This window comes from Ahniella affigens, assembly GCF_003015185.1.
In the GTDB taxonomy this organism is placed as follows: Bacteria; Pseudomonadota; Gammaproteobacteria; order Xanthomonadales; family Ahniellaceae; genus Ahniella; species Ahniella affigens.
Genome location: NZ_CP027860.1, coordinates 3,884,653 through 3,898,288 on the forward strand (window position 1 = coordinate 3,884,653; position 13,636 = coordinate 3,898,288).

Annotated in this window: 4 protein-coding genes; all 4 read right to left on the reverse strand. The window is 61.8% G+C overall.

Features of this window, described 5'->3' with window-relative positions; all coding sequences use genetic code 11:
• Positions 1-111 precede the first annotated feature (111 nt).
• The 4 genes from C7S18_RS14990 to C7S18_RS15005 all read right to left on the reverse strand — a co-directional run bounded on the left by C7S18_RS14990 (position 112) and on the right by C7S18_RS15005 (position 13,633).
• Positions 112-7,671: an SdrD B-like domain-containing protein gene (locus C7S18_RS14990; protein WP_106892331.1), complete on the reverse strand. Its 7,560-nt coding sequence runs from the start codon at positions 7,669-7,671 to the stop codon at positions 112-114.
• Positions 7,672-7,908: 237 nt separating this feature from the next.
• Positions 7,909-8,352 carry an integron gene (locus C7S18_RS14995; protein ID WP_106892332.1) on the reverse strand — a complete coding sequence of 148 codons (444 nt, stop codon included), beginning with the start codon at positions 8,350-8,352 and terminating at the stop codon, positions 7,909-7,911.
• A 42-nt stretch (positions 8,353-8,394) separates the two neighbouring features.
• Positions 8,395-10,647, reverse strand: coding sequence for a serine/threonine-protein kinase (locus C7S18_RS15000; RefSeq protein ID WP_106892333.1), 2,253 nt, complete (start codon positions 10,645-10,647; stop codon positions 8,395-8,397).
• Between the two features lie 190 nt (positions 10,648-10,837).
• Positions 10,838-13,633 (reverse strand): serine/threonine-protein kinase, encoded by a 2,796-nt coding sequence (locus tag C7S18_RS15005; RefSeq protein WP_106892334.1) that lies wholly within the window; start codon positions 13,631-13,633, stop codon positions 10,838-10,840.
• Positions 13,634-13,636: the final 3 nt, after the last annotated feature.

Below are 13,636 nucleotides of genomic sequence, written 5' to 3' on the forward strand. Positions count from 1 at the left end.
AGCAGAGCGCGATTTGCCGTTGGCTTGCGACGGGCGATACGGGCGCAACAGCAACGAGAGTCTGATCGTTCAAGACGAATTCTTCAGACCCTCGCTGCTTGTCACGATACGTCAACGCCGACGTGAGTACACCACTCCAGTCCTGCCCGCGCGGATCGCAAGTCCGAACATCAGCATTGCCAGGATCAACAACCCAGCCAAGTTGAGGCTTGGAATGTCGTTTGGCACGAGCACCTCGGCGTAATCCTGATCGTCCTCATCGCCGCCACTATTGTCGGTCGTATCGTCAATCGGATCGCCATCGTTGCCGCCGCTGTTGTCGGGAGTCGAGTCCTTGTCCGGTCGGATATTGCCGCCTGGGTCCTGGGCTTCGACAATCTCAGCGAAGTTCCGGAGCGGCGCGCCACGCACTGCATTCTGCTGCACCTGCAGCGTGATCGGCACCACGATCGAATCCCCCGGAGCCAGCGGCCCTGGAATCGTGATCGAGGCGGTTTGCGCGCCGGTCGATGTCCAGTCCGGATCATTCAACGCGAGCCCAAACGGCAGATAGTCGATCAACACGATATTGCTCGCGGTGATGCTGCCTTGATTGTAGACCGTCAGTTCGAATTCGACGTTCTGACCGAACGTGACGATATTGCTTTGCGTCGGCGCCCGGCGCTTGATCAACGCCAAGTCGAAGTTCCGCACCAGACCAAAGTCCACACTCAAGTTGCTGTTGAAATCAGCATCGCCATCGTCGGTCGGCTCGTCCTTGGCACGCAACTCGACTGCGCAACTTCGGATCTCAGGACCCGCTGCCGTGCCGTTGTCGTCTGAGTTGGTGTTGTTGTCCGGATCGGGAGCCGGTTCAAACGGCCCCGTCGCGCGCCAGACCCGCCCGCTTCCTGTGCTCGGCAGGAACTCAGCTGGCGTCGTCAGACCGACGATGTAAAAGCCGGGCACGAGATCGATGAACAGATAATTGCCACTTCCGTTCGTCGTGGTGCTGCCGATGGCAGCGCCGTCCGGTGCGCAGTTCTGGTCCTCGTCCTGATAGAGCGACACGGCGACATTGCCGATTCCCGGCTCGCCTGAATCAGCCAAGCCGTTGTTGTTCAAGTCTTCGAACACCAGGTCGCCGAGTGACAACGCACCGTTGGTGGTCGTGACGATGACGTAGTCCTCTACCTCGCCATTGCTGGCCTCGCCGTTGGCCGAACACCCTGCATCGGTGCTGATCCGGAAGCGACCATAGGTGCTGGCCACCGCGTCGAGCGGCGCGAGCCCGAAGTTCAGCACAAAGTTGCTGGCGCTCGTCCCCGCCGGTACCGCGATCGACGTGCTCTCGCTTGTGTCAGCGAAGTCGCCGTCGCCATTCCAGTCAATGAATCCGCACACCGTTGCCGCAGTTGCCTCGCCGTTCGTGGCATTCACAGTCACCCGCGCCAGGCTTCCCAACTCATAGCCAAAGGTCTGGAGCGTGACGCCATCTTCGTCGTCTGCCAGCGGACCTGCAGTGTCGTCCGCATCGGCCGCCACGTTCGGTTGGCCGTCGCCCTCTTGATCGACGCTTGCGCCAAGATGCAGGCCCGCGATGATCCGATGGCGCGCACCGCTATTGGCACGCAGGGTTTCGTAGTTCGATGGACCAACACCTGATACCGAATCCGGCAAGTCGCCCAAATCAAAATAGTCAACTCGGACTTGATAGTCCTCGACCTCCCCATCGCCCGCCAGACCCGTCGGCGCACAGGCCGCCGTGCTCAGGCGGAAGCGGGCGTAAGTCTGTTGCACGGCGAGCACCGGCACATTGAAGCTGAGCGGCACACTGCCGCCATTGGTGCCATTCGGGACGACCGCAGCGGCAAATTCCGCAGCGCCGGTGAAGTCGCCATTGCCATCAAAGTCGATGTAACCACAGAGATTTGCGTCGCCGCCGCTCGTGTTGGTCGCCGTTACCGTGATCGTTCCAACATCTCCCGCGACGAGTGCCGGCGTCAAGGTCGTGCCGGACACGCTGCTGATGCCATTTTCATCGTCGCTGCCGCCGCTGCACGTGCCGGCGACACTCTGACCGACGTTCTGATCATCGCCATCGGCAGCAGCGCTGGACTGGCCATCGAACTCCGTGTCGACGCAGGTTCCAAGCAACAGGTTGCCTGATGGATTGACCAGATGACGCGCACCGTTGTTGGCGAGATCCGTGCCGTAACTTAGCGGCGCATCACCGAGGTCCATACCAAAGATCGCGACTTGATGATCCTCAATCTCACCATCAATGGCAGCACCGGTCGGGTCCGCCACGCCGGTGCTGGAGAAGCGCAGGCGCAAATTGGCGGTACCAGGCATCGCATCGCACGGCGTGCTGATGGTCAGATTGCTCGCACCCGCGCCGAGCGCCTGGGCATTGGCGACACGTTCACCGGTGTCGTTCCAGTCTCCGTCGCGATTGAAGTCGATCCACGCATCGAGCACGCCTGCGGTATTCGCAGTCACGCTGGCAATCTGGGTCGCACACGCGTTGAGGTTCGGCGGCAACGTAATGCCATCCTCATCATCATTGCCTGTGCAAACACCGACATCGTTGGCGGAGTTAGCCAGATCATCGCCATCAGCGCCAGCGCTTGGGACACCCTCGCCCTCGGTGTCGACACAGCTGCCGAGGAACATCGGCACCGCAGGATTCACCGAGTGGAACGCGCCATTACTGGCAAACAAGGTTGGGAACGGCGCTGGCGCATCACCAAAATCAGTGCCGGCAATGCCGAGCAGGTAGTCCTCCACTTCGCCATCGGTCGCGGCACCATTGAAGCCCAATGCACCCGCGGTGCTGAAGCGGAAGCGTGCTTGCGTGGTACCGGCGACCGCGCCACAAGGCGCGGCGAACGTCAGGTTATTGCTGCCCGACACCAGGGCAACGTTATCTGCAATCTTCTCGCCCGGATCGGTGTAGTTGCCGTTGCCATTGAAGTCGATGAAAGCATCCAGGCGCCCTGCCCGATTCGCGATGACCATGTAGGCATTGATGTCGCACGCCCGCACCAGTGTCGGAAGCTGGACGCCGTCCTCATCGTCAAAGCAGAGACCGCCACCTTGCTGGCCTTGAGCGTTGTCGTCGCCGAGCGCTGAACCAACCGGCGCACCATCGGTCTCGGTGTCCACGCACGCGCCGAGCCGCAGCGGATCGCCGGGCAGCACACCATGACGGGCGCCGTTGTCAGCGACCGCCGTGCCATACGTGCTTGGGTTGTCGCCCAAGTCCTGACCGAGAATCTGCACACGATAATCTTCGACTTCGCCGGTCGTATCGATGCCCAGAGGGTTCGTCGACACGGCCGTGCCGCAACGGAAGCGCGCATAACTAACACCGGGGACGGCGTTCGCTGGCACCAGCGGGTTGAGGTTCAACGTGCTGCCCGCACCGGCGTTTTGGTTGACGACCTGCTCGCCCACTTCAAACGCACCGTTCCGATTGAAATCGATCCAGCCAACCACCGTACACGCTGCCACGGCATTGACCCGCACTTGGATCGCCGCGTTCTGACCAGGCACCAAACTGGCTGGCAAGGTCACGCCGTCCTCGTCGTCATTGTTGGTGCAGACACCAAAACGTGAACCGGAATTGTTCAAATCATCCAAGTCGGCGAGCAGCCCCTGCGCTTGGCCATCATCGGCATCAACACAATCGCCGAGGAACGGTCCGCCTGCGCTGATTCGATGCGCCGCACCCTGATCAAGCGCGACCGTTTGGTAGTTGTTACTCGACGTGTTCAGCGCCGTGTCCGGATCATCGCCAAAGTCGAACAGCGTTGCGAATGGCGCCAACCGGAAGCCGAAGTCCACCGTCATGTTCGAATTGTTGTCGCCATCATCGGCCGTCGGTTCGCCGGCCGCGGTCAAGGTAACAGGTGCGCTCGCAATCAGGCCGAACACATCGGCGCCGTTGTCGTCGCCGTTGACATCATTGTCGGGATCCGGCGTCGGATCATTGCCCGTGACCGTGGTCATACCTGCCAACGGACCGCTGCCCGAGAAGTTCTCGATCGGAATCACGACGATGTAGTTGCCCGCCGCCAATCCGGTGAACGTGTAGATACCCGCGAAGCCCGAGCGCGTTTCAGTGCGCGTCGTGCCGAGATATTCATCGTGACTCGCGGCGCCATCAGCGTTCGCATCGCGATACAAGTCCATCCGCACATTGTCGATACCGGTCTCACCATTTTCGGGCTCGAACACACCATCGTTATCCGGATCAAACCACACCTGATTGCCGAGGCTCAGGGTTCCAACTGCCTGGACGAAACCCGCATCGAGTGTCGGGTTGAATTCGGCTGGCGCCAGCGTGACGATCTGACTGACACCGCTGGTGGTGTCGGCATCGGAATCGACCGTGTCATCGCCGCCGGCATTGCGAGTCGTGAAGTTCAACGCCGCCGACGGCAACACGAACTGCACGTAGTACGGCACGCCCGGCGTCAACCCAATGAAGCGATAGTAGCCTGGGATGCCATAGACATCGTTGTCGGTGACCGCGAGCGCAATCGGCGCGCCGTCGGCACCATTTGGTTCCGGAACACCATTGCCGTTGTCAGCGAACAAGCGGACTTGCACACCATTCAGACCAAGATCGAGCGGTCCATTCTGGATGCCATCGGTATCGGCATCAAAGTACGTGTAATTGCCGAGCCCGGCATCAGCGAGCAAGGGCCGCACCAGTCCCGCATCGATCGTCTGATTGGATTCGCTCGGTGCCAAGTTGACAGGCGGCGCGCATGCGGTGCTCGGATTGGCATCGGAATCAGTAGCATCCGGTCCGGCGTCGAGCGTCGTCAGCGTGAATCCTGCCGGCACATCAAAGCAGACGCGATAGCCGTTGCCGGGTGCAAGCCCTGGGAACTGATACCAACCCGGGTTGCCACTCACGTCGTTCTGGGTCAGCGTGCTCGACACCAGGACATCATCCAACGTGCCCGACACCGCATCGGCACCCGGGGTGAACAACTGCACGTACACGCCGTTGACGCCAGTTTGGCCGTCGTCCTGGAGACCATTGCGGTTGGTATCCACCCACACGAAGTCACCAAGTGCTGCGCCCGGGCAGGTACCGAGATTCACGCCGACTTTCTGGGGTTCCGCGGCCAAACTGCCAAGACCATCCTGCCGATCGGTTTGATAAGCGAACGAATTGAATGCCGTAATGCCCGTGGCCAAGTTTGCCGGCGCCAGCATGCGGTAGTTGAAACTCAGCGCGTCAAACGCATTGAGCTGGCGCGAACCGAATTCAACCTTGAAGCTGCGCGCATCCGAGATCGGTGTGGGTGGGACCGTGGTCCAGTTCGGTGCATCGCACGAGGTCGTCGGCCCACCCACCTCGCCACGGCACGGGTTGCTTGAATTGCTGTAATAGAGCGTGGTGCCCGGCGGCGGCGTAATCGGCGCCACCAACTGCGGGGTGAACTGCGAGCCACGCGGATTCGTATCACGCACACCGGTGTCGCCCAGGGCCGGCAGAATGTCGATGATGACGAAATTCTGCATCGTCACGGTGCCAACGTTTTGCACGCGCAGTTGATAGTCAAAGCTGCCGCCAGCCAGTAGTCCGGCGGACGCATTCGTGAACGACGCATCGCACGTCGCCCGCACCGTCTTGCTTGACACCAACTGCGCAATCGGCGCGATATTGATGGTCGTGCTCGCGGTGCAGAGCGTTTCCGCAGTGTTGGCATCGCCATCAAAATCCTGGACGTCGGCCGTGCTGCCACCGGTGCAGCGTTGACCGAGCCCCGCGTTGTCGTGTTCCAGATTGAACGTGTTCGACAGGGTGCCGTTCCGCGTGCCGCTGCGAATGGTGGTGGCGATGTTGATCCAAACCTGTTGGTTGACCCCCAGATTGCCGCTGCCGGCATTCCAGCGCCAGCGGAGCAGGGTGCGGCCACTACCCTGGAAGTTGGGAATCTGATCGAACACCTGCGGCGCCGGCAAACCCGTGGTCTGATCATCGAAGGTCCAGCCGGTAAACTGCAGATCGACCGGCAACAAGTCCGTTGCAACGAGGTCCTGCAATGGAATCGGATCGCTGGAGCGCGCGTCGGATCTTACGCGTAAACGGAATGACACGCTCTGGCCCGGATTGAATGGGCCGCCGCCGCTGAGATTGTCCTTGGCGGGGTTTAGTTGTGTAAAAGGCCCGCTGACTGTCAGCGTATTGCACGCGTTGCGATTGACAGCGGTTGGGCCGGCCGAATACACGGCAGAGAGCGCCACGCAGTTTTGGACAGCGTTGCCAAACGCGACGGGGTTGCCGGCGTTGTCCGGGTTCCGAATCTGGCCCGTCAGTACGGGATTGTTCGACGCTGTCATGCCGACCTGCGCCTGTCCGAGCTCCCAGCGAATTCGTGTGATGTACTCGCCGACGCCAAGACCGGGCGGCGGCACGGTGAGCGTCGTGTTGGTCGTGGCATTGGGCGAGCTACCCCAAAGTGTGAAGACACCGAGCGCCGTATTCTTTTCGTAGCTGACGCGCACGCCTTCGCCGACGGCGAAATCGCTCGCATTGTTGAACGAACCGGTGGTCACCGATGCCAGGAACATTGCTGGCGGCACCGTGTCGATCAACACGAGGTTGTCGATGGGCACGTTGCCAGAATTGCTCGTCGTCAGTTGCCAACTGAAGGTTTGATTCAAGGTCGGCGGATTCGGACTCCCGCCAGTCAGGCTCTTGCCAAGGTTCATGCCCGGATTCGGGACAAAAGTCGTGACCGGGTGCGTGATCGTGCCGGGACCGAAACTGGCGGGTGTCTGGCCCAGGGGCGTTGCATTGGTGACGAACGAGTTGGTGACGTTGGTGCCGCTCGGGAAAGTCGCCGAAGGAAACACTACATTGACGGCGATGTCGCAGTTGCCACCGGGTGCCAACGGCACCGAACACGGCGCGCTCCACGTGACCGTCGCGGGTGTGGTGCCCACGCATCCCGGTTGGCAGTCAGCTGCCGGCGTCGCGCCGTTGAACACGGTTCCCGGTGGCAACGTATCGACAACCGGACCGATGGCGGTGAGATTCAGGGCACCGTTAACGTTCGGCACCGAAATGCGCAGCCGATAGGTTTCCGGAAGGTCCAGGTTAGCGGGTGACGTCTGCAAGGTCTTGGTCAACGTCACCTGCGTCGTCGCGACGGCGGTCACATTGACTGGCGGGGTCGTCAGCGTGCCGGGCGTAGTCTGCAGATTGATGCCGTCGGCGGTGTTCGTCGCGACCGTGCCATTCGGCGTCGAACCATTCGGAAACCGCACATTGATGATCAGGTCACCGGAGTTACCCGCGGGCAGCGGGGTAATCATGACGAACTGCACGCGGGTGCGCCCCGAGCCGCCGAAGTTCGGCGTGACATTGATGGCGGCAACGTCGCCCGTCGGACTAGCCGGCACGGTGGAGATGTACTGCACCTCGGGTGGGAGCAGGTCGACCACCTGCGCACTCAAACAGGGCCCTGAGGTGCTGGAGCAGTTGTAGCTCAGGCGATATCCGAACTGGGCTCCCACTTGCTTGGTATTGCCCGGATCAACGCTGATGGCACTCTTGACCAGAGCCTGGGCAAATACCGCAGGGCTGAGCAGGACCAAGAGCCCCAACAGCAAAAACGCCAGAAGATTGTCGAACCCCGAATTGCTTCGCAAAAACCGCCCCATCACCCGTCCCTCGCAAGGAAATTACAAACGCCACGAGCGTGACACGCGAGAAACGAGCGCGCGACCACGAAATCGCTTCGTTTTCACTCGTTTTGGATAGCGGCAATTTGTGACGCCGCGAAGACAAGTTGGTCCGCAGTGCGCCGGCGAGGCAGCGTCCCGATCGACCCGGCAAGTACCTGATTGACCGATTGTTTCGAATCCGGCGCCGGTCCGGACGCGAAACGCCTGCCATAGCTACTCGCCCGTGTCCAACCACCGATGATGCACCCAACCCGATCGACAGGGCCCACCATAGGCCTCAGGTTGGAGTCTCGGGCTGCTGACGCCGCAATCCAGATCGCTGCCAACGGGCGCATACACCACGCCGAGCCAAACCTTGTCGGCATTGCTCGTGCAGACGAATACTTGGCGGCCGTTATCCAATTCATCTAATTGCGGATAGTGCGACCCAGGACCAGAGCGCACGGCCAGCAGACTGTGTTTGAGGTCTTTGACCGTGCCCAGGCCAAGGCATGCGTCGAGATCTTCCACTTCGCCAACGATGACGGGCACCGGGGCCGCCGCCGGGTTGCGGTCTGCCTCGAGCGTCGTCGCCGAAAGTTCTGCGGCCATTGTTGCGACGCCTAAGCCGACGACCCACGCGACCCGCTTGCCAATATTTAAAACAACGATGTTCATCAAGGCACTCCCACGCGCGCGTCTCGTCAAAGTGCAGAGAGCTTATCGCCGGCAGATCGGCTGAGCCTCGCCAAAATGCGCGATGCAATAGTGCCGAAGCGTGTTCAGGTCATCCGGTGCTGGCACGTGTCCGGGCTGGACTAGCGCCGCCTCAGCCGACAACAGGCGAACTTCCAGCTCTGGCAGATTGATCCTTGCCGCCATGGGCTGATCGAGCCCCGCCTGAGTCACCAAATCCTTCGCCAGTGCCTGGCCAGACGCCAACTGCAAGGCTACCTGGGCCTGGGCGATGGCGCGGGCGATCGCATCGCCCTGCCCCGACATTCCGGCAACAGTATCCGCGGCGCGCTTGAGCAAGGGTTTGGCGCGTCCGTAGTCCCCAAGCTTGCGCCAGCTGTCGCCCTCGGTGTAATCGAGCCACACTCGGGCCGGGTGCGCGGCCGGCAACGGCGCCAGCAACGCCCGGCACGCATCGAAAGCTTGCGCTGCGCCGCGGGCGTTACCTGCCAACGCCTCAGTGAACGCGAGTGAATTCAACAGCGCCGCGCGTTCGGAATCGGCCATCGGCACCAGGGCGAGCGCCTGCTGCAACGCCGCGATGGACGCATCAAACCGGGCGGCATCGCGCTCGATAAAGCCCAGTACGCGCAGGCCTCGGCGCTGCAGTTCAGGCCGATTCAAGTCGGCGGCCATCACCAGGCTCGCCTGGACTCGGGTTCTGGCGGCTTCGAATTGCACCAGTTCGGCCTCGACCGACGCCAAACGAAGGCCGAGGTCAATCCGCCGCACTGGCTGCCCGACTTCCAGGCGATCCAGTGCCAACTGGTAGGCATCGCGGGCCTTGGGCATGTCGCCCAGGCCGTAGTAACTGTCGCCGATACTGAGGGCGATCTGCGCCAGCGTGGCCGCATCGAGCGGTTCGGTCTGCAATCGCTGCCAGCCACGATCCAGAAGATCGATGGCGCGCAGCGGTTGACCAAGACTCTGCTCAGGCGCGGCCGCCTCAAAGAGCGACACCATGAACGCCCGCGACTGTTCGTTCGCTTCAGCTAACACGGCCGCTTCGCGCAATGCTGCCGTTTCGCGCCGACTGCTCAGCAACAGCAGACTGAGCGCAACGAGCACGCTGATGACGGTCGCGACGAGCAGCCCGACGGGCCAGCGATGTCGGATGAGCAACTTGCGCCAACGGTAGCCTGCGGAGTCTGGCCTGGCCTCGATCGGCAGTCCCTCCTGAAACCGCCGCAAATCGTCGGCCAGCGCCTGGGCGCTGGGATATCGACGACTGGGCTCGCGCGCGAGTGCTGTCAGCACGATCGTGTCCAAATCACCCGCCAATGATCGTGCCGACACCGGTCGCCCGCGGTTTCCGCGCTGCGCGATGATGCTTGGCGGCTCCGGGTCGGTCTCCGTGATGCGCTGCATGACATCATAGGCAGATTGCGCTGCCTCGTGCGGGCGCTCGCCGGTCAGCAACTCGAACAGCATGACGCCGAGCGCATAGAGATCGGTTGCGGTACTGACCGCCTCACCGCGAACTTGCTCCGGTGCCGCATACGCGATGGTCATGGGTGCCCGCGATTCGGTCAACGCCTCACTGCCATCTAAAAGCTTGGCAATCCCGAAATCGAGCAACCGGATTTGACCTTGCTGATCCACGAGCACGTTTGCGGGCTTCAAGTCGCGATGCACGATCAAGTTCTGATGGGCCACATGCACGATTTCGCACAGGTGCCGAAACAAATTCAAGCGCGCATCGAGATTCAGGCCGCGCTCGCGAACGAAGCGATCAATCGGCAAGCCGTCGACCAACTCCATCGCATACCAGAGCCGACCGTGGCACTCCCCACCATCCAGAATGCGGGCGATAAAGGGATGCTCCAATCGAGCCAGCAGGCTGCGCTCGCGTTGAAACCGCTCGCGCGATTCGATCGACAGGTAGGCGTGGAGGCACTTCACGGCTACGCGCTGGCGAAACGCGTCGTCACGCTCAGCCAACCAGACGGTGCCCATGCCCCCTGCGCCGATCGTTCGGATCAAGCGAAACGGGCCCATTCGCGCGCCCGCTTCGGGCGACCATACGGACGCGGGCGCGGCAGGTTTGGATGGATCAACGAACTCGGATTCCGGCTCGGGCTCGGTCTCGGCGCTGCTGACGTGAAAAGCCGTCAGCAGATCGCGTAGCAGGTCGCGACGCTTGGGATCATCCGGGAACGCAGACGCGACGAATTGCGGTCGCAGTGATGGTTCCAGATCCACCGCTCGTCGCAACTGCTGAATCAGCAATGGGTCCATCAGTGCAACACCCTCGGGCGTCGGTGACGAACGCGACACCGAATGAGTCGGTCCTCAGGCATGGCCTAATCTCCGTGTGCGAATTGGCGTGTCTTGGCAATACGAGATGCGCCCCCACAATGGGGCAACCGTTTCTCTTAGATCTTGAACACGTCCAAACTCGACACGGGTTCCAATGCCCCGGATCGCCCTATTCAGCCCGTCCGCGCGAGCGGTCATCAGACCGCACTTGCGCGATCCAATCAGCCACTTCGCGGGTCAGCGCATGCTCGGGTCCCATCCGCTCGCGTCGTACGGCCAAGGCACGCTCAGCGAGCGGCAGCACCTCGGCCAGAGGGCGTTTCAACTCATGCAGCGTACGCGCATACTCGAAATGCGCCACCGCACAACGCGGCCCGCAGCCGGCACCCTCCCACTCCGGATTGACGACGGCTGGAGCGAGCAGTTCTCTTGCAAGTTCCGTTTGCCCAAGGTGGCGCTCGGCCCGGGCATACAAGGTGCGCGGCCAGAGCCCCATCGCGCTGCCAAAGCGCGCTTCTTGAATCGTCATGGCTTCCTTGAAGTCATTGCGCGCCTCGACCTGGCGGTGCAACTGCTCCAGCGCCAAACCGCGGGTCATCAAGTTGGCGGCCAGGGTGGGCAACGTCGTCGCGCGAGCGTGGACAATCAGCTGATCCAGAATCGGAAGCGCCTGATCAGCTTGGCCAAGTTCGCTCAATGCGCCCGCCAGATTGCCTTGCGTGGTCTGCACATACGGGTGGTCAGGCGCCAGCTTCGCTTCGAAGATTTCTAGTGCCTTCCGAAAGTGTGCCGCCGCCGCCGCATAGTCCGCCAGATTGTATTCGGTCAACGCCAATTGGCCGTAACTGACTGCCACTTTCGGGTGTTTGGGACCGTTCGTTCGGATGCGGTCTTTCAAGATTGATTCGTATACATCGCGAGCCGCTTTCAGATTCGCGGTGTCCGCAAAGTGAATGGCAAGTTCCGAGCGAACTGTCAGCGTTTGCGGATGATCGGCACCCAGCACTTTGGTGTGCCAAGCCACGGAATCGGCCAACAACGCCGCTGCGCCTTCCCGATCACCATTTTCACGCAGCGCTCGGCCGAGCATGCCATCGACTCGGGCGCGCCGGAGTTCGGATCGCTTGATGCCGTTCAGCAACTCGCGCGCCTCGCGGCCAGACTGCACCGCATCCGACCAACGCCCTTCCGCCATTGCGATATCGGACGCGGTCTCCAGGGCCAAAGCCAGCGCATCGGGATCGGCAGGTTTGAGCAGTCGTGTCTCCGCCACCCACGCATCAATCAGAACCCGAGCCTGTTTGATATCGCCACCTTCCTGTTCGAACAAGGCACGCGCGGGCAGGTAATCCATACGCGACGGATCATTCGCAGGCAGCTTACGAAAATCGGCATCAATTCGTTCAACCAATGCCCGGGCAGCCGGATAGTCACTCAGCGCGTTGTGCGCTTCCAGCATCGTCACTTGCAATGCGCGGCGGTCGACATCGCTGGCGGCTTCTAGATCGGCGTCTTTCGCGAGTGCCAATGCCTGCTCGAAATCGCCAAGATCCAAGTACACACGCGCCAGCGTACTGCGCAGTGCTGCCGCAACGGCTGGCTCAGCAGCCACTTCCGACAGCGCGTTATTGCTGCCGAGATCAAGGGCCTCACGCACCGTTAATACGACCCCACCATTCTGATCTGGGCCAGCAGCGGCCAGCAGCGTCCGCATGGCCGATCCGACCACTTCGGCGGTCTTTGCCGCGCGCTGCGCGCGCTCGGCTTCGGCGCGAGCGCGCGCCGCTTGCACGGACGACACGATCGCGCCGGTCAGAATTGACATCAATACCAACCCGGCAAGCGCTGCCGCGAGGCGATGGCGTTGCAACCACAACCTGAGGCGATACCAGCTGGAGTCGGGCCGCGCGCTGATCGGAAAGCCATCGCGAAAGCGGCGCAAGTCATCGGCCAACAGAGCCACCGAGGCATAGCGCCGCTCCGGCTTCCGTGCGAGTGCTTTGAGGGTGATGGTATCGAGATCTTCAGGTACCACCAGCGTGACCGGCAGCGTTTTCGCTTCACCACCGCCCGGCGCCTTGCTCGGCGGTTCGGGGTCGGTGTTCGCAATCTGATGCATCAGATTGACCGAGCTGCTGGCGCGATACGGCCGTTGTCCGGCCAGGAGCTCATACAGCAAGCCACCCAACGCGTAGACATCAGTAGCGACGGTCACCGCTTCCCCACTGATCTGCTCGGGCGCCGCATAAGCCAGCGTCATCGGCGCGCGGGTTTCGGTCAGTTGATCGGTATCGTCCAGCACTTTGGCAATCCCGAAGTCGAGCAACTTCACTCGACCGGTGCCGTCGACCAATACATTCGCCGGCTTGAGATCGCGATGCACGATCAGATGTTGATGCGCGTATTGCACGGCATCGCAAATCTGCAGGATCAAATCCAATCTTTGGCGCAGCGTGCTGGCTTCAGTCTGGACAAAGCGATCGAGCGTTTGCCCGTCGACGTACTCCATTGCGTACCAGGGGACGCCGTTCCAGTCACCGCCATCAAGAATGCGACCGATATGAGGGTGCTGCAATCTCGCCAGCAGCGTGCGTTCGCGTTGAAAGCGTTGCAACAGACCGCGATGACCGGCGTGTAGCCATTTGATTGCGACGATTTGCGCGAACCCATCCGTTCGCTCCGCCAGCCACACGACACCCATCCCGCCGGCGCCCAATTCACGAACCAAGCGGAACGCCCCGACTTGCAAGCCCGGCTGCAAACTACTGAGCTGCGGCGACGTACCGTGTTCGGCCGTTGGCGCAGCGGCAAGGCGCGAGACCTCCAGCTCCGATAGAGCGACGGCTTCCAGAATGGCCACCTCTGCTGACGGATCGCCTGGGCACGCAGACTGCACGTAGGCCACCCGCTCTGAGGCGGGCAGATCCAAGGCCTGCCGGATGACTAACACGTGCTCGGGTTTCATGGG

What these genes read in the sequence shown, in the direction of transcription:
- C7S18_RS14990 (WP_106892331.1), bottom strand. Translation starts at nt 7,671, where the DNA reads ATGGGGCGGTTTTTGCGAAGCAATTCGGGGTTCGACAATCTTCTGGCG.
- C7S18_RS14995 (WP_106892332.1), bottom strand. Translation starts at nt 8,352, where the DNA reads ATGAACATCGTTGTTTTAAATATTGGCAAGCGGGTCGCGTGGGTCGTC.
- C7S18_RS15000 (WP_106892333.1), bottom strand. Translation starts at nt 10,647, where the DNA reads ATGGACCCATTGCTGATTCAGCAGTTGCGACGAGCGGTGGATCTGGAA.
- C7S18_RS15005 (WP_106892334.1), bottom strand. Translation starts at nt 13,633, where the DNA reads ATGAAACCCGAGCACGTGTTAGTCATCCGGCAGGCCTTGGATCTGCCC.